This window comes from Algibacter sp. (assembly GCF_039977455.1).
Lineage (GTDB): Bacteria > Bacteroidota > Bacteroidia > Flavobacteriales > Flavobacteriaceae > Algibacter_B.
Genome location: NZ_JBDWDG010000015.1, coordinates 20,046 through 38,545, shown reverse-complemented (window position 1 = coordinate 38,545; position 18,500 = coordinate 20,046). Strand labels below are relative to the sequence as shown.

General features: G+C 30.6%; 16 protein-coding genes and 1 pseudogene. 12 read left to right on the top strand and 5 right to left on the bottom strand.

All coding sequences use genetic code 11. The features are described 5' to 3' along the window. From ABJM36_RS06080 to ABJM36_RS06035, 10 genes and pseudogenes are all read left to right on the top strand, one after another. Positions 1 to 473: pseudogene (locus ABJM36_RS06080) on the top strand (MBOAT family protein); the annotation flags it as partial. Continuing rightward, positions 473 to 1,360 (top strand): hypothetical protein, encoded by an 888-nt coding sequence (locus tag ABJM36_RS06075; RefSeq protein ID WP_348450240.1) that lies wholly within the window; start codon positions 473 to 475, stop codon positions 1,358 to 1,360. The pseudogene ABJM36_RS06080 and the gene ABJM36_RS06075, both read left to right, overlap by 1 nt. 291 nt (positions 1,361 to 1,651) lie before the next feature. Then, positions 1,652 to 2,788 carry a glycosyltransferase family 4 protein gene (locus ABJM36_RS06070; RefSeq protein ID WP_348450238.1) on the top strand — a complete coding sequence of 379 codons (1,137 nt, stop codon included), beginning with the start codon at positions 1,652 to 1,654 and terminating at the stop codon, positions 2,786 to 2,788. A 1-nt stretch (position 2,789) separates the two neighbouring features. Then, positions 2,790 to 4,325 carry a glycosyltransferase gene (locus ABJM36_RS06065; RefSeq protein WP_348450236.1) on the top strand — a complete coding sequence of 512 codons (1,536 nt, stop codon included), beginning with the start codon at positions 2,790 to 2,792 and terminating at the stop codon, positions 4,323 to 4,325. 47 nt (positions 4,326 to 4,372) lie between these two features. Continuing rightward, complete coding sequence (locus tag ABJM36_RS06060; RefSeq protein WP_348450234.1) at positions 4,373 to 5,368, top strand: glycosyltransferase family 2 protein; 996 nt, start codon at positions 4,373 to 4,375, stop codon at positions 5,366 to 5,368. Next, positions 5,365 to 6,486, top strand: a complete 1,122-nt coding sequence (locus ABJM36_RS06055; protein WP_348450232.1) for a glycosyltransferase — start codon at positions 5,365 to 5,367, stop codon at positions 6,484 to 6,486. Before ABJM36_RS06060 ends, ABJM36_RS06055 begins: the two co-directional genes overlap by 4 nt. After that, positions 6,486 to 7,562, top strand: coding sequence for a glycosyltransferase (locus ABJM36_RS06050; protein ID WP_348450230.1), 1,077 nt, complete (start codon positions 6,486 to 6,488; stop codon positions 7,560 to 7,562). The genes ABJM36_RS06055 and ABJM36_RS06050 overlap by 1 nt, the downstream gene beginning before the upstream one ends. 167 nt (positions 7,563 to 7,729) lie before the next feature. After that, positions 7,730 to 8,926 carry an O-antigen ligase family protein gene (locus tag ABJM36_RS06045; protein ID WP_348450228.1) on the top strand — a complete coding sequence of 399 codons (1,197 nt, stop codon included), beginning with the start codon at positions 7,730 to 7,732 and terminating at the stop codon, positions 8,924 to 8,926. Between the two features lie 13 nt (positions 8,927 to 8,939). Further along, positions 8,940 to 9,953, top strand: coding sequence for a glycosyltransferase family 4 protein (locus ABJM36_RS06040; RefSeq protein WP_348450226.1), 1,014 nt, complete (start codon positions 8,940 to 8,942; stop codon positions 9,951 to 9,953). 57 nt (positions 9,954 to 10,010) lie between these two features. Continuing rightward, a complete protein-coding gene (locus ABJM36_RS06035) occupies positions 10,011 to 11,402 on the top strand; it encodes an exopolysaccharide biosynthesis polyprenyl glycosylphosphotransferase (RefSeq protein ID WP_348450224.1) in 1,392 nt (463 codons plus the stop codon). Positions 11,403 to 11,431: 29 nt separating this feature from the next. Here ABJM36_RS06035 and ABJM36_RS06030 read toward each other — a convergent pair whose 3' ends face one another. Next, positions 11,432 to 12,622, bottom strand: a complete 1,191-nt coding sequence (locus ABJM36_RS06030; protein WP_348450222.1) for a DUF4105 domain-containing protein — start codon at positions 12,620 to 12,622, stop codon at positions 11,432 to 11,434. Beyond that, complete coding sequence (locus tag ABJM36_RS06025) at positions 12,622 to 13,605, bottom strand: PorV/PorQ family protein (RefSeq protein ID WP_348450220.1); 984 nt, start codon at positions 13,603 to 13,605, stop codon at positions 12,622 to 12,624. Before ABJM36_RS06025 ends, ABJM36_RS06030 begins: the two co-directional genes overlap by 1 nt. 200 nt (positions 13,606 to 13,805) lie before the next feature. On the opposite strand from ABJM36_RS06025, the gene ABJM36_RS06020 reads away from it, so the two are divergent. Next, entirely contained in the window at positions 13,806 to 14,552 is a 747-nt protein-coding gene (locus tag ABJM36_RS06020) for a CDP-alcohol phosphatidyltransferase family protein (protein ID WP_348450218.1), read from the top strand. Positions 14,553 to 14,566: 14 nt separating this feature from the next. Next, the gene (locus ABJM36_RS06015) at positions 14,567 to 15,457 is read left to right on the top strand and encodes a DUF808 domain-containing protein (RefSeq protein ID WP_348450216.1); all 891 of its coding nucleotides are present in this window, start codon (positions 14,567 to 14,569) and stop codon (positions 15,455 to 15,457) included. A 334-nt stretch (positions 15,458 to 15,791) separates the two neighbouring features. Here ABJM36_RS06015 and lptB read toward each other — a convergent pair whose 3' ends face one another. The 3 genes from lptB to ABJM36_RS06000 all read right to left on the bottom strand — a co-directional run bounded on the left by lptB (position 15,792) and on the right by ABJM36_RS06000 (position 18,500). Next, complete coding sequence (lptB, locus tag ABJM36_RS06010; protein ID WP_348450214.1) at positions 15,792 to 16,532, bottom strand: LPS export ABC transporter ATP-binding protein; 741 nt, start codon at positions 16,530 to 16,532, stop codon at positions 15,792 to 15,794. A gap of 175 nt (positions 16,533 to 16,707) precedes the next feature. Further along, positions 16,708 to 17,535 (bottom strand): twin-arginine translocase subunit TatC, encoded by an 828-nt coding sequence (tatC, locus tag ABJM36_RS06005; protein ID WP_348450212.1) that lies wholly within the window; start codon positions 17,533 to 17,535, stop codon positions 16,708 to 16,710. After that, entirely contained in the window at positions 17,535 to 18,500 is a 966-nt protein-coding gene (locus tag ABJM36_RS06000) for a KpsF/GutQ family sugar-phosphate isomerase (protein ID WP_348450210.1), read from the bottom strand. Before ABJM36_RS06000 ends, tatC begins: the two co-directional genes overlap by 1 nt.

Here is an 18,500-nt window from a genome sequence, read left to right as displayed (position 1 = left end):
TAAGTGGGTTTTGGCATGGCGCAAATTGGACTTTTGTAATTTGGGGAGCTCTACATGCCTTATTTTTTATACCACTATTATTAAAAAGTAGGAATAGAAATAATAAAAATCAAGTATCAGAAAATAAATATTTACCATCTTTAAAAGAACTTGTTAATATGATGATTACTTTTATATTGGTTACATTAGCTTGGGTGTTTTTTAGGGCTAATAATATTAAACAAGCTTATTTTTATTTAAAAAAAATGTTTTCTAATTTAAGTTTTAAAATAGAATATTTAAGTAATGAAAATTATAGCGTAGAAATACTAACTGTGATAGGAGTTTTCATTTTAATAGAATGGTTTCATAGGCATACAGAGCATCCTTTTTTAGGCAAACTAAAGTGGATTAAAATTATAGGAGTAATTATAATGATTTTATCTTTAGGGGTATACTCTAACCATCAGGAATTTATTTATTTTCAGTTTTAATGAAACCTTTTTTACTTTACATATTAAAAATAACTATAGCAGTCATTGTATTAATGTATGCCTTAGATGCGTTGTACTCCTATACATTTGTAAATAACTACCCAAGAAATAAAGTTCATAAAATCCTTCAACTAAAAAACAAACATTACGATATCGCTTTTTTAGGTTCTTCCAGAACCGAAAACCATATAGATTGCGAGTTGGTTAAAAAAATAACAGGAAAATCATGTGTTAATTTGGGTATATCTGGCGCTAGTTTGGGCGATATGCTAGTATTATTATCTTTAGCCGAATCAAATAAAATTACATTTGATAGTCTTGTTATACAAATTGATTATAATTTTTATCATTCTGGCCTTTCAAATACCTTTAAAGCCAATTTAGTACCATTCATTAAGAACTCAGTAATTAAAAGAGTTTTAAATAATGATAAGGATAATTTTTATTATAATTATATACCATTTTATCGTTATATGAAATACGATAAAGTTTTAGGTTTTAGAGAATTTTTGGCAACTTTTTTAAATAAAAAGCCTAAAAAGGAGGTGGCATATGGTTTTAACCCTAAGCATGGAGTTGGTTTAGAAGTTTCGGGTAAGTTACCTGACGCTTTTAGTAATACAAATGCCGATTTAGAATCTATAAAGACACTTGTAAATAGAGTAGATTCTAAGCTTTTTTTATTTACCGCTCCTCATTGTAATAAAATAATTAACAGGAATAAATTACAAGAGTTAAATACGGTTTTGCCTACATTGTACAATTATGTAAGTTTATTTGATAATAAGGAAGAGTACTTTTTTAATTGTGCACATTTAAATATAGAAGGCGCTAGAGAGTTTACCGAAGTTTTAATACATGATATGTTTCCTTCAAGTAACAGGTAGGAATAGAGTTAAATGAAAATTAAAAATGGCTAATAATATGGGTTTTAAACGTTTTGGAACCTAGTTTTACAAAAAAGGAATGCATATAAAAAAACATTGTATATTAATTTTTAAGATTGCAATATTTTTAAGTGTACTGTCTTCACTTCGATCTTTATTTATGCCTTTACTTGCAGATGAAACGACTTACTGTTTGATTTCGGAAAACATACTAAGAAGTCAATATATTTGTGGCGTTAAACTAAAAGATTGTAGTTTAAAATTTTATAATTAAGACCATTTATATTAGTAATGATAATAGCCTACATAACCCCAGAGTATCCTCACACTAGCCTAAAACCTTCAGCAGGTTTAGGGTCTAGTATTAAAAATATGGCTTCCACTTTAGCTAATGCAGGACATACAGTTATTGTTTTTGTGGTTTTTCAAAATAAAGAAATCGTTTTTTTTGATAATGGCGTAAAAATCATTTCAATTCCGCGTAAAGCGTATAAATTTTTTGGATGGTATCTGCAACGTAAGCATATTGAGAAAGTAATTAAACAGGAAATCAAAGCTAATAAAATAGAGGTTATTGAAGCACCAGATTGGACAGGCATAACCGCCTTTATGAAATTCCCTATTCCATTAGTAATCCGATTGCATGGTAGTGATACTTACTTTTGTAATTTAGAAGGTAGACAACAAAAAAAGAAGAATTACTTCTTTGAAAAAAAAGCATTAAGTAATGCAGATAAAATAGTTTCAGTAAGTGAATTTACAGGCCAATTAACTAAGAGGTTATTTAATTTAAAATGCAGTATTGAAACCATTTATAACGGTATTAATACTGATGTTTTTAAACCTATAGATGTAAAAGTAAATGATGGTCAAATATTATATTTTGGCACTCTAATAAGAAAAAAGGGCATTTTAGAATTAGCAGATATTTTTAATAAAGTTGTTGAAAATTATGAAAAATCTAGTTTACTTTTAATAGGTAAGGATGTAAATGATATTATAGAAAATAAGTCCACTTTAAATTTGTTCTACAAACGTTTAACTAAAAAGGCTAAACCTTTGGTAACACATTTAAATGAAGTACCCTACAAGGAAATAAAACATTATATAGCAAAAGCTCAGGTAGTTGTTTTACCTAGTTTTGCAGAGGCTTTCCCTATGACGTGGTTGGAAACATTAGCCATGGAAAAGGCTTTAGTGTCATCTAACATTGGTTGGGCACCAGAACTTATGGTTAATAATAAAACAGGATTTTTAGTTAACCCTCTAGAGCATCAAGAATTTGCAAATAAAATAATTATGCTTTTAAATGATGAAGCTAAACGAAAAGATTTTGGAAAAACGGGAAGAACTCACGTTAATGCTAATTTCTCTACAGCAATTGTACTTCAAAAAAATGTAAATCTTTATAAATCATTACTTATATAAAATGATTGAGCTAAAAAAATATACAACGCAAACCGGAGAGGTTCTTCTATATAACGGAGTTCCAAAACTAGAGATGTTGGAAACCTTGGCTAATGGGGCGGGTGATTTGTGGCATAGTGGATTAGATCAAGGTTTTAAAAATTGTTTTCAAGAATTAGTATATCAATCGGCGGTATATTGGTGGTTTTTAAATGATTTTGATAATGTAGCACATGCCGTAAGTTGGCGCTTAAATACCGATAATTTTGTTGTTAGAGCTTCGGTGTGGGAAGCTATTGGAGGACTCGATTATCAATATTCAAGTGATAAAATGAGCGGTTTAGATTTTGGCTTTAATTTAATAAGAAATTCTGGAGGTATTCCACTTCATGTAAGCGGTTTGTTTCCAAAAGGCTCTTATGAAGTTACGATTACTAAGGAAGATAGATATTTGTTTTTTCTGAAAAATTTTAAAAAGCATCATAGTTATTATATGCTATTTAGAAGGTGTTTTCATTTTTTATCAGAGTATAGGGCTTTCAAAATAGCATCTAAAAATGTGGAGAAAAAAAATGTAACAATTCTTAAAAATAGAACTCTAAAACCAATAATTGGCGCACCAACAGTAAGTTTAGTTATTCCTACTATGAAACGTCAAAAATATACAGAGTTGTTATTAAAGGACCATAATACACAAACATATTTAATCAAAGAAGCCGTTATTGTTGATGCTACTCCAGAGGAAGAAAGGGAAGTCCAATACTATAAACCAGAAAATTTCAAGTTTGATATAAAAGTAAAATGGCAAACCTCAAAAGGAAGTTGTCGGGCAAGAAACGAGGCTATTAATATGTGTACTAGCGACTATATTATTTTTGCAGATGATGATATACGTATTTTGCCCGATTTTGTAGAAAATACTATTAAAGTTTTACAAACCTATAATGCTAGTGCTTGCAATGGCTTAGATATTATGGCAGACCATACCAACCAAAATTTAGATGATTTGAAAGAAAAACTATCTAAACTAAAAGAAAATAGATGGAAAGTAGGTGTGGCGCATTTGTTTAGTAATGCAAATTCATGCGTTAAAAGAACTGTGGTTGAAAATTTAGTGGGTAATGATGTTAATTTTGATGGCGGTTATGGGGAAGATGCCGATTTTGGTTTAAGGATATTAAAGCAAGGAGAAGTTTTAATAAATAACCCATTTTCGCCTAATTTACATCTAAAGCCACCAGTTGGAGGATATCGTTTTTGGGGGAATCAATCGCGTATTCTTGGTAAAAAACGTAAGTCTCAACCCTGGGAACTTGGTAAGCCAGTAAAATATGTGCGTCCTGTGCCTAGTCCAACAATAAGTTATAAGTTTTTAAAACATTTCACTGCAAATCAAATTAATGAGTGGCGTTGGAAACACTTTTTTTTATATCTATTTAAAAAAGGTAAAAAAGGCATATTTATTAGGTTAATTAAATTGCCATACAAACAATTGCAGTTTAATAAATCGTTAAAGTATGCCAAACAGCTAGTCATTAAAGGAGAACAACTTAGTTAGGGTTATTTGTTATATGAAATATTTAATAATAACATAAAGGTTACGGTATGAAATTTACATTAATTGTTTGCACTTATATGAGAAGTAAGGCGTTGGTGAATTTATTACTTTCGGTTTCTCAACAAACCTTATACCCCGATGAAATTTTAGTTATCGATGCCTCAACAAACAGTGAGACTAAAAATAGTTTAAAGCAAAATAAGTTTAACAATTTAAAATATTATAAGGTTGATGATGCTAATCGAGGCCTTACAAAGCAACGTAATTATGGAATAAATTTGGTTTCTAAATCTTCAGAAATTGTTTGTTTTTTGGATGATGATATTGTTTTAACTACTAACTATTTTAAAAACTTACTTAAAACTTATAGCGATTATCCTAAGGCCTTAGCGGTTGGTGGGTATATATCGAATGAAGTTAATTGGAAACAAGGAGAGAAGACCAATAACCGGAGTCAATTTTATTTTGATGGATGGCTACGCAATGAGCCATCTAGGTTTCAATTACGACGAAAGTTTGGTTTACATCCAGATACACCACCAGCTTTTTTACCATCGTTTGCCCATGGGCGTTCGGTTGGGTTTTTACCGCCTTCAGGTAAAATATACAAGGTAGAACAAATAATGGGTGGCGTTTCAAGTTATAAGAAAGAGATATTTAAAACCATTAAATTTTCAACCTATTTTGAAGGGTATGGACTTTATGAAGACACCGATTTTTCGTTACGAATAGCTAAACAAGGTAGTTTATATGTTAACACCAATGCTCAATTGTCACATTTTCACGATAATTCTGGTCGTCCAAATAAGTATAAGTACGGTAAAATGGTGGTTAGAAACGGTTGGTATGTATGGCGGGTTAAATATGATAATCCTAGTTTTAAGTCTAGAATTAAATGGAACTTAACAGTTTGGTTATTAACCACTGTACGTTTTACAAACATATTTACTACTAAGCAGAGAAAAGAAGCGTTTACCGAAACTTTGGGAAGAGTAGTGGGATGGTTATCTTTACTTTTTAATTCTCCTAAATATAATTCATGAATTTTGTAATTATTACTCATGTAAAACATGTTAAGCAAGACAATAATTTTTTTGCTTATTCGCCTTATGTTCGCGAAATGAATATTTGGATTAAGCATGTTAGTAATGTTACTATAGTTGCTCCCCAAACTAGTAGGTTAATAACAGAAATTGATAGCTCATACCAGCATAATTCAATCAGTTTTCAAAAAATACCGCAGATAGTCTTTACTTCTTTTAAGGAGGTTTTAGTTTCTATATTTAAAATTCCAGTAATTATTTATTCAATTTTTAGTGCTTGTAAAAAGGCAGATCATATTCACTTAAGGTGCCCTGGAAATATTGGATTACTAGGATGTCTAGTACAAATATTTTTTCCAAAAAAAATAAAAACAGCCAAATATGCCGGTAATTGGAATCCCAATGCAACAAAGCAACCCAAAAGTTATAGATTTCAAAAGTGGTTACTTTCTAATACTTATTTAACTAAAAATATTAATGTTTTGGTTTATGGAAAATGGAAAAATCAAACAAAAAATATAAAGCCATTTTTTACAGCCACTTATTTAAATAATGAAAAAGAACCACTTCAAATTAGAGATTATTCAAATGCTTTAAAATTTGTTTTTTTAGGTAGTTTAGTTAATGGTAAACGCCCATTATTGGCGGTTAAGGTAGTGGAAGATTTAATTAATCAGGGGGTAAATGTTACTTTAGATATTTATGGAGAAGGTGTTTTAAAATTAGATTTACAAAAGTATATTGATAGTAAAAAGTTAGGTGCTAAAATTAAATTATTAGGGAATAAATCTAAAACTGAAATAAAGAACGTATTAAAACTTGCTCATTTTTTAATTTTACCTTCCAAGTCTGAAGGATGGCCTAAAGCTGTAGCAGAGGCTATGTTTTTTGGTGTTATACCTATTGTTACAAGTATTTCATGTGTGTCATACATGCTTGATAATGGTAATAGAGGTGTTTTGATTGAACCTGATTCGAAGTTAGCTGTAAAAGCAATACTTGAGTGCTTAAATGAAGAGGACACTTTAAAAATAATGTCAAAAAAAGCAAGTGAATGGTCTAAGAACTATACTTTAGATATCTTTGAAACAGAAATAATTAAATTACTAAAGCCTTAATGAGGGTATTACAATTAATAGATTCTTTAGAAGCCGGTGGGGCAGAGCGTGTGGCAGTTAATATTGCTAACGGCTTGTGGGTTAATAATCAATCTTCGTTTTTGTGTGCCACCCGTAAAGAAGGGTTTTTAAAAGAAAGTCTTTTACCAGAAGTTGGCTATTTCTTTTTAAATAAAAAAAAAGTTATTGATTTAAAAGCTATAAAACGATTAAAACTAATTATAAGAAAGTACGATATACAAATAATTCATGCGCATAGTACCTCCTTTTTTTTAGCTACTATTGTAAAATTAACAAATAGTAATGTTTCGGTTGTTTGGCATGATCATTATGGGGATAGTGAATTTTTAGAAAATCGAAAATTTAAAGTTTTAAAGCGGTGTTCAAAATATTTTTCTCATATTTTTTGCGTCAATAAAAAACTAAAAACTTGGGCGGAGGATAATTTAAACTTTAAAAAGATATCGTACTTGCCAAATTTTGCATCAATAAGTGAAATAAAAGGAGATACTATATTAAAGGGTATAGATGGCAAACGCATAGTTTGTTTAGCTAATTTAAGACAACAAAAGGACCATACTACACTACTTTTAGCATTCAAGAGCGTTTTAAAATTATATCCAGAATGGACTTTGCATTGCGTTGGAAAAGATTTTAATGATAACTATTCTGAAGATATTAAAAAATCTATAATAAAACTAGGCTTAAATAAAGCCGTGTACTTGTATGGAAGCAAACCCGATGTTTACAATGTTTTAAATCAATCTCAATTGGGAGTTTTATCATCTAAATCCGAAGGTTTACCTTTGGCCTTACTAGAATATGGTTTTGCTGGCTTACCAGTAGTTTCAACTAAGGTTGGAGAGTGTAAAACGGTAATTTCTCATAATTATAATGGTTTATTAATAGAACCAGAATCACCTCTGGAGTTAACTAAAGCATTGGTTTATTGTATTGAAAATGAAAAAGTAGTATCTACATTTGCTAAGCGTTTTAACAAACATATTATAGATAACTACTCTCAAAATTCTCAAATTGAATATGTTATAGAAATTTATAAAACCTGTATTAAATAAAATTGAAGAATATTAATTATATAAAACCTATTTTCCTACACATTTTATTGGGTGTAAGTGTTTATGGTTTAAGGTTTTTATCCAAAATATATTTAATTGCGGTAATTATTTATTTTACAAATCAAATTATTAGGGCAAAGCCTTCTCAAAAATATTTAAAAATTTTAATGGCTTCTAGCTATATTGTTGGTGCAGAAGTCTTTTTTAGGATGACAGGAGGTACCTTTCTTTATGAAACTTCTAAGTATGCAGTAATATTTTTTATGTTAATTGGTATTTTTACTGTGAGAAGTAATAAAGAATCTATGCCGTTTATAATTTATATTTTTTTACTGATACCTGGTATTTTGGTGGCTGGTTTAAATGCTACCGAAGAAACAAATATAAGAACCGCAATAGCCTTTAACTTAAGTGGCCCTGTATGTTTGGGTATAGTGTCTATATTTTGTTATAAACTTAAATTAAGTTATCAAGGATTTCACAAGGTATGTTTTTATATGCTTTTGCCAATACTCTCTATTATGGCATATTTATTTATTTACACGCCAGATATTGGAGGGATCATTAGAGGTACAGGTTCTAATTTTGCTGCTTCTGGTGGTTTTGGGCCAAATCAAGTTTCTACCGTCTTAGGTTTAGGTATGTTTATTTTAACAACACGCTTTTTTATGTTATCTCCAACATTATTTCTTAAAATATTTAATGGTGTTTTGTTAGCAGCTGTAAGCTTTAGAGGAATAGTAACTTTTAGTAGAGGTGGGATATTAACGGCTTTAATAATGATTGCGGCATTTCTATTTATATATTTTATTAAGGTTAATCAAAAAGCGAAATTTAGAATTAGTAGACTTTTAATTGTTTTTGCCAGTTTAGGCTTTTTAATTTGGTTGTTTTCGTCCATTCAAACTAGTGGTTTAATTGAAAACAGATACACTAATAGAGATGCTCTAGGGAGAGAAAAGGCTGATGTTTCTACTGGAAGATCCGATTTAATTTCTTTTGAGTTAGAGGAATTTTTTAAAAATCCAATTTTGGGAGTTGGAGTTGGAAAAATAAAAGAGCTTCGGGAAATTGAAACAGGAATTAGAGTAGCAACACATAATGAGATGAGTCGTATACTTTCGGAGCACGGTTTGTTTGGAGCATTGGCTTTTACTGTTTTGTTACTAACCCCTTTGTTTTTTCGGTTAAAAAATCGTGCAAATATTTTTTTCTATTCCTGTTATTTATTTTGGTTTATAACTATAAATCATTCTTCAATGCGAATTGCTGCACCAGCTTTTGTTTATGGTTTATGTTTATTGGATATTCAATACAAACCTAATAGAAAAAAAGAAACTAAATTAAAAATGAAAAAGAATTAACAACTATAAACCATTGAAGACATTAATTTATATTGGAAATAAATCTGGCGTTAGTAAGAATGCTAATTTATCCTCAATAGATTTGCTTGTGCCTTTATTTGAAAAAGCAGGATTTAAGGTTTATACGGCATCAAGTAAAAGTAAAATAATTTTCAGGTTATTAGATATGCTTTGGGTATGCTATAAACATAAAAAAGAATCCGATTATGTTTTAATTGATACATATAGCACCCTGAATTTTTATTATGCTTATTTTGTTAGCCAGCTGTGTAAATGTCTTAACTTGAGGTATGTAACTATGCTAAGAGGAGGTAACCTCCCCGAAAGAATAAAAAAATCTCCCAAGTTATCCAAAGCTATTTTTAATAATGCACATGTTAATATAGCGCCATCTATATATATAAAATCCAAATTTCAAGAAGTAGGTTTTAAAAATATTATTAATATTTCTAATTCAATCGAGCTAAAAAATTATAAGTTTCAACCAAGAACGTTTGGTAAGGTAAATTTACTTTGGGTGCGCTCATTCTCTAAAATTTATAATCCGTTATTAGCAATAGATATTTTAAAAGGGTTAAGAGATAAAGGAATAGAATCTAGTCTTTGTATGGTTGGTCCAGATAGCGATGGAAGTTTAAAAAAAGTACAAGATTATGCTCAAAAATTAAATGTTGATGTGCGGTTTACAGGCAAATTATCTAAGCTAGAATGGATTAAACTTTCAGAAGCTTATAATATTTTTATAAACACCACTAATTTTGATAATATGCCAATAAGCGTTATTGAGGCTATGGCATTAGGTCTTCCCATTGTGTCTACAAATGTTGGAGGTATGCCTTTTTTAATTGAAAACTATAAAAATGGGCTGCTTGTACCTCCTAACTCTTCAGGGTTATTTGTAGAAGCTATTCAAGAGATTATTAATAACCCACAAGAAACTAATCAAATAATAAAGGAAGCAAGATTGTTTGCTGAAAAATTGGATTGGAACATTATTGAAAAACAATGGGTCAAAGTATTAAAATAAATCAGTCCTAATAAGATTTTACTTCTTATATTTAGTGGCTAATAATCCCTCTCTCAAATGTTTAAAAGTGGTATTCATTTTAATATATCAGAACGTAAAATTCTTTTAAGGGTTTTTGATGTTGTTACGATACTGTTAGTGCTCTATTTAGTAGGTAATACCTTTGATTTTGATTATTTCATTTTAACTACTGAAAATTGGGCATGGAGCGTTATTCTTATTCTTTATGTTTCTATTTTTGGAACCATTTTTGAATTATATGATTTACAAAAGTCTAGTAAAATTGAGCGTATAGCTGTAGGAATTGTATTTACATCCTCTATTACCGTTTTATTTTATCTTTTAACGCCATTTTTTACACCTGTTTTACCAGATAATAGGCTACAAATACTTTTCTTTTACTTTTCTATTCTTATTGCATTGTTTATATGGAGAATATGCTATGTTACTTTTATAGAAACGCCTAGGTTTTATAAAAAAGTTTTAATTATTGGCGAAACTTCTAATATAGAAACCATTATTGAAGCCTTTAAAGGAGCAGATCCAAATTATAAAATAATTGGATTTGTAAATAGTGAGGTAAATAGTATGGAAACCGTTAAATTTAAGGGGATTAAAGAGTATCTACCAAGTCAAATAAGAGAGATTATTAATCAAGAAAAAATATCTGAGGTTGTTGTAGCTAGTTATAATTCTGAAAATATTACCTCTGAAGTATATTATACCTTAATTAAATTATTAGAAGAAGGTTTTCCTATAAATGAGTATACACAAGTATATGAGGATATGACACAACGTGTTCCTGTGCAGTTTGTTGGAAAAGATTTTTATAAATATTTTCCATTCAGTAGAAGTAATCAAAATAAGTTATATCTGTTTTTTCATCGCCTTTTCGATGTGTTAATTGCCATAGTTGGAGTTATAATTGGGATTGTAGTTTTGCCTATCATTTTAATAGGAAATATTTTTGGTAATAGAGGTCCTCTTTTTTATACACAGGACAGAATTGGTAAAAACGGAAAAATTTTTAAAATTATTAAGTTTCGTACTATGATTAAAAACGCCGAAAAATCCGGTGCTGTATGGGCGAAAAAAGGCGATTCTAGAGTTACCACTTTTGGCAGGTTTATGAGACATTCAAGGTTAGATGAATTTCCTCAATTTATTAATATTTTAAAAGGAGAAATGAGTTTGATTGGTCCTAGGCCAGAGCGTCCGTTTTTTGTAAAAGAATTGTCGCAAATGCTTCCATTTTACGAAACCCGACATATGGTAAAGCCCGGATTAACGGGGTGGGCACAAGTTAAAACACGTTATGGTGCATCAATAGATGATAGCTTACTTAAATTACAATATGATTTATATTATATTAAGCATAGAGGTTTTTTTATAGACATGAATATTTTAATAAAAACGATGAGCACTATGATATTTTTTAGAGGACAATAGGTTTGTTAGAAGCCTTATTCTTTCCTGTTTTAGTCCGATAACTTAGTATAATGTTTAACTAAATAAATATACCTAACAAATAATGCTATAAGTAAAGGTATGAGTCCGATAGCAAATACCTGAACTCCAATAAACCAATGCAAGGTTAAAAGGCAAAGTAAAATTATTAGTAGTTTAATATATTTTACAAACCAATCCTTAGCCTGCGGTTTAAAAAGTTGACCAATAACAAGAATATTTAAGGCAAATGCCCAAAGCAAGTTATAATTTTGATGCGTTCCAGTATGGTCGGTAGCAAACCAAAGCAGTAATATTAATACGCCAAGTAAGCCTGTAATGGCAAAAAGTGTAACATCTAACCATTTAGAGCGTTTATGGTTTTTAACATCCTTATAAGTGATGTAAAGTATAATTATAGAAATAAGGCCTAAAATAAAAAGCGGACTAGTAAAAAACGTATTTGGTTGTATATTTTCTTTTGGAGCATATAAAACGCCACTTTTTTTAACAAGTGGTTTTTTTGCAATTCCTACCGTAGCATTTTCAAAGAATTTATAAATGTTTTTTGGTAAAAACATGTGATCTTCCGTAGTAGCTTTTCTATCAATAACAGACCCTAAAGCTAAATCTATACCAAAACTACCCCAGGAATTTTTGTTTACGTTACCATAAATTAAGGTTCTAAAAGTGGCCTCTTCAAAATCTTTGGGTGGGCTAAAAGTAATGCTGTTATTGGTTGCGATATTTGTTACATCTTTAATTTTTGTGGCACAATTATCATAGAAGAACTCATATAAATACCTCCTGTTTTCTATTTTATAATTATTTAATAAATAGTCGTAAAGTTTTTGTTTTTCAGCGTGAGTCAGGTTTAAAACTTGCTCTTTTATACTTCTATTGTGGTAACTGTAAATGTGATAAAACCTTGTAAATGCTGTTTTACTTATTAAATAATTAAGTTTACCTTGAGCGAATTTTAAATAAAAATTAGGGGCGTCAAAATCATATTCACCATAACCATAAACAACGTCTATTCTGTTGTTTAAATCTTTAATTCTAAAACCACTGTGCCCAAAAGCATCATTAAGTGAAGCGCCAGGGCCTACTGTTAAAACACTAATTTCTGCCTGATTTGATAATACAGTTGGTTGTGAAACAGCGACTTGTACGCTTAAAAAAAAGGCAATAAAAAGAATCGTTTTTTTAATAAATAGGTTCATTATCTAAAGATGCTAAAATCAAGTTTTAAGGAGAAAACATTGGAATATAAGGCTCCACTTTGGTCACCTATATCGGTAAAAGCATAATCAATTTGAATACCATTATATTTAAACCCTAAACCAAAACTAGGTTGAAAGGTTAGTTCTTCATTTCCAAATTGTTCCTCATTTTGAAAATTACCAAGTCCGCCACGTAAATAAACCATATCGATATAACCAAATTCAAAACCTAGAGCAGGGTTTATACTAGCAAATGATGTAGAAACAAGATCATTGTTTTCTTCAAATCTTACATTTAGGTTTACCGAGGTTAAAAGTGTGTAATCATAATTAAAGTCTACCAACTTAGAAATTCCAATTTGTAGTTTAGGAATGGTAATTTCTGTGCTTTCTGGTAATTCCTGATTTTGTCCTTCAACGGCATCACTAATAGTTTGAAACTCTTCTTCATCAATAGCCCAGGCATTAAAAGTCGTTGTGATGTCTCTAGCCATAATACCAAATTTCCAATCGTTATCTGTTTCAAACTGAATACCAACATCTAAACCAAAACCCCATGACGAAGCAAAATCGCCAATAATTCTTCTAATCACTTTAGCATTTACACCATAATTAAGACCCTGAAGTGGTAATGCTCTAGCATAAGAGAAGGTTAAACCATAATCGGCAGTTGAAAATAAGCTTATTCTATCGTAATTTATATTTCCATCGGCATCAATAAGTTGTGTGGTGTTTAAAATATCATCAACCGCAAAACGAATTAATGACACTCCAAAGGCACTTCTATCATCTAAAGGCATCGCAAAGGCTGCATAGTCATAATTGGCTATGTTCGCAAAGTAGCTAGAGTGCATTAAAGAAAGTTGACTGTCTTCTAATTTTAATAGGCCTGCAGGGTTCCAATAACCGGAGTTAACATCTGATGTATGTGATGTAACTGCGCTACTCATTCCTAAAGCCGCAGCATCAACACCTATATTCATAAACTCATTAGAGTATTTTCTAACAGTTTGACAAAATAGAGTAGAAGATAAGACACAAAATAGAGTTGTGATGTAAAGTCTCAATCGCAATTTTTTTACAAAGATGCACATTATTTATAATCTTTAAAACTTCAATTTGTAATAGATATTGTTTTAGACCGAAATTGTTTGCTATTTTTACAACTGTAAAAAAGCTAAACATGAAAAAACAGATACCTAATGCACTTACATTATTAAATTTATTATGTGGTAGTATAGCAGTAATTTTAGCCCTTAATAACAATTTTGTAACTGCTGCTATTTTTGTGTTTCTTGGTGTGTTTTTTGATTTTTTTGACGGTTTTGTAGCAAGAAAGCTTAATGTACAAAGTGAGTTAGGTTTACAATTAGATTCATTAGCCGATATGGTAACTAGTGGTTTGGTTCCTGGGGTTATTATGTATAAACTTTTATATTTAACTATTGATGCCGATTTAACTCATGGCAATAATTGGGAAGCAAATTCCTATGGCGTTGATTTTAGTTTACCAATACTGCCTTTGTTTGGGCTTTTAATTACACTAGCATCAGCATATAGGTTAGCAAAATTTAATATAGACGAAGATCAACAAACCTATTTTAAAGGTTTGCCAACTCCTGCAAATGCTTTATTAATAATAGCATTGCCTTTAATTATTGAGTTTCAGAATAACGACGCTATAAATACTATTATTCTTAATAAGTGGTTTTTGTTAGGTCTCACTTTTTTAAGCTGTTACTTACTAAATTCAGGAATTAAATTATTTGCGCTAAAATTTAAAAGTTATGGCTTTAAAGGCAATGCTACACGATACATTTTTATAATTTTATGCGCTGTACTTTTGATTGTTTTACAATTTGCAGCCATTCCAATAATCATTTTACTTTATATTATAATGTCTGTTTTAGACAATTTAACTTCTAAATAAAAACATACTATACAATGGCTTCAGGATTTTTTGCATTATTTGATGATATCGCAGCGCTAATGGATGATGTTGTAGTGATGAGCAAGATCTCAACAAAAAAAACAGCTGGTATATTGGGTGATGATTTAGCTGTAAATGCGGAAAAAGCTACTGGGTTTTTAGCATCAAGAGAATTACCTGTGCTTTGGGCCATTACTAAAGGCTCTGCTTTAAACAAACTCATTATACTTCCCATTGCTTTTTTATTAAGTGCATTTGCACCATGGGCTGTTACATTGGCATTAATTTTAGGCGGTATTTATTTGGCTTTTGAGGGATTTGAAAAAATATTTCATTTTTTTGTACCAGGAAAGAAAGACGATATAGTTGAAAAGGTCGTAGAACAGATTGACTTATCTGAAGAAGACATGATGCTTGCAGAAAAAATGAAAGTTAAATCGGCTATTTTTACAGATTTTATCCTTTCCGTTGAAATTGTAATTATTGCGCTAGGGACCGTTATTGGTAAACCTATTTTGTTTCAAATTATTGTTGTGTCTATCGTAGCAATTATTGCAACCATTGGTGTTTATGGTATTGTTGCGTTAATTGTTAGAATGGACGATTTTGGTTTAAAATTGGTTAAGTTAAATGATAACAAAAAAAGTTTATCTAATATGTTCGGGAAACTGTTAATTAATACCTTACCATGGGTAATACGCAGTTTATCTGTAATAGGAACTATAGCTTTATTATTGGTTGCAGGTGGTATTTTTGTTCATAATATTGATTTTTTACACCATTTTTTAGAAACGATACCAAGTTTTATTAGAGATTTTATAGTCGGATTATTAGTGGGTTTAGCAGCTTTTCTTCTTGCTAAAATTGTTTTGGGTATAAAAAAGTTAATTTTTAAGAAGAAGTAATTTTTTTTATTGCCATTTTTTAGGTGTCCATTTAGCTTTATTTTAGCATCCTTTCTAGTTGGTTATTGGCACTTCGGAATTCAAGTTGCAGCCCATTTTTTAATAGCTTGATATATGTTTTCATATATACGTCATACAAATGCTTTTTTCTTTGTTATAATTATTTTTGATGTAACTATTGAGCTCTAATAAAATTAGGGTGTGTGAAGCTGTGAATAGCATTATATACGATTCAAAGTAAACCAAATACTAATTAAATTTGGTTAGTTAATAAGAAAAGAGAATTCCTTTTTATTGTAAATAATGAAGGAAACTAATAGAGATGTTTCGTGTTTTACTCGCGAATTTTCTTTTTACGTAATTCGAAATTCTGACCTAAATACACCTTTCGTACCATGTCATCGTTAGCTAAATCTTCAGGTTCACCGGCTTTAAGGATGCTACCTTCAAACATTAAGTAAGTTCTATCGGTAATAGCTAGCGTTTCTTGAACGTTATGATCGGTAATTAAGATACCAATATTCTTTTTTGTCAATTGTGCCACAATACGCTGAATATCTTCAACCGCAACAGGGTCAACCCCTGCAAAAGGTTCATCTAAAAGAATAAAATTAGGGTCGGTTGCTAAGGCGCGTGCAATTTCTGTTCTACGGCGTTCACCACCAGATAATAAATCGCCACGACTTTTTCTAATATGGCCCAAACTAAATTCATCAATTAGTGACTCCATTTTCATAAGCTGCTCCTTTTTACTCAGTTTAGTAAGTTGTAGCACACTTAAAATGTTATCTTCAATACTTAATTTTCTAAATACAGAGGCTTCTTGAGCCAAATATCCAATACCATTTTGTGCACGTTTGTACATTGGGTATTTTGTAATTTCAGTATTATCTAAAAATATATGACCTCCATTTGGCTTTATTAAACCAACAATCATGTAAAAGGATGTTGTTTTTCCAGCACCGTTAGGCCCTAAAAGACCAACAATTTCACCTTGGTTTACTTCAAGAGAAACATCTTTTACTACTTTTCGTCCGCTGTAGGACTTCATTAAATTTTCGGCTCTTAAAATCATATTTTTTATATACTGAACGCTAAAAATAGTAAAATCATATACAACTATGATAACGTCATGATTAAATCTTTAATTACTGTAATGCATTTTTTGACTTAAAATCTGGTTTAGGAACTATTCCGAAAAAAAAAGGAATCACTCGAACTGACCGTCAATCACAATAAACGTTTTAGGTTTATTTAGCCATTTGCTTTTCCTTTATCTTCTGGTTTCTAATTACAATTTTAGAAATATAAATACTTACTTGATATAATATTAAAATTGGAATAGCTACTATTACTTGACTTGCAATATCTGGAGGGGTAATAATGGCCGATAATATAAGTACAATTACCAAAGCATATTTTCTGTATTTCCTTAATATTTGAGGCGTTACCAATCCAATTTTAGTTAAAAAGTAAATGATAATAGGTAATTCAAAAATAAGGCCAGAGGCTAGGGCAGAAGACCTTACCAAGGCAATATAAGAACTTATGTCAATTTGGTTATCTACACGAGTCGATATACTATAGTTAGCTAAAAAGTTAAGCGATAACGGCGTTACAATATAATATCCAAAAAGAACTCCTATAAAAAATAAAAGCGATGAGATTATAATGAAGCCACGCGAATGTTTTCGTTCATTGCTATGTAAACCAGGGCTTACAAATTTCCAAAGCTGATAAATTACATAAGGAAACGCAATAATAAAACCACCTAAAATAGCGGTCCAAATATCGGCAGAAAACTGTCCTGCCATGGTTCTGTTTTGCAAAATCATGGGCATTTCTTTAGCACAAAATGTGGTGTCCATTCCAAAAAAGTTGGCGGTGTCACATAACATGCTATACGTTGGAAACCCCATATCTAATGGAGCAAAAATGATATTGTCGAAAACAAATCTGCTAAAAATAAATACTAGTGTAGCTACAATTATTACGGCTAAACAGATTCTTATTAGGTGCCAACGTAAATCTTCAAGATGGTCTAAAAAAGACATCTCATTTATATCTTTTTTCGCCATTATATAATTCCTTCTTTAATTAAATCGTGTAAATGCACTATACCTGCATATTTGCCGTTTTCTTCAACGAGTAGTTGGGAAATATCGTTATTTTCCATAAGTTCTAAAGCATCAATAGCCATGGCTTCGGCTTGAATACGCTTTGGATTTTTCCCCATAATATCTTTAGCTGTTAATCCAGAAAAATCATCAACTCTGCTTAACATTCTACGTAAATCACCATCTGTAATAATACCAATAATTTTATCGTTTTCGACAACCGCAGTAACACCTAACATTTTTTCGGTTATTTCAATAATAACATTTTTAATATTAGTGTCTGGAGCAACTTTGGGCTTTAAGTTTACCGAACTAATATCTTGGACACGTAGGTATAATTTTTTACCTAAAGCGCCACCAGGGTGGTATTTGGCAAAATCGTTACTAGAAAATCCACGCAATTCCAATAAACAAACAGCAAGGGCATCGCCAATTACAAGCTGTGCGGTGGTACTTGTTGTGGGCGCTAGGTTATTTGGGCAAGCTTCTTTTTCAACAAAAGCATTCAAAATATAGTTAGCATGTTGCCCTAAAAAGGAATCCGGATTGCCAGTTATAGCAATCATTTTGTTATTTGCACTTTTTATTAACGGCACAAGTACTTTTATTTCAGGAGTATTCCCACTTTTAGATATGCAAATGACTACATCATCCTTAAGAATTAACCCTAAATCTCCATGAATGGCATCTGCAGCATGCATAAAAATTGACGGTGTTCCGGTAGAATTTAAGGTAGCTACAATCTTACTTGCTATGATAGCGCTCTTACCTATGCCTGTTATAATTACGCGCCCTTTTGATTTGTAAATGAGTTGTATAGCCTCTGCAAAATCATTTGTTATTAAGTTGGATAAGTTTAAAATAGCCTTACTTTCCATTTCAATTGTTTGCTTAGCAATCTTAATAATGGCATTTTTGTCTTTCAA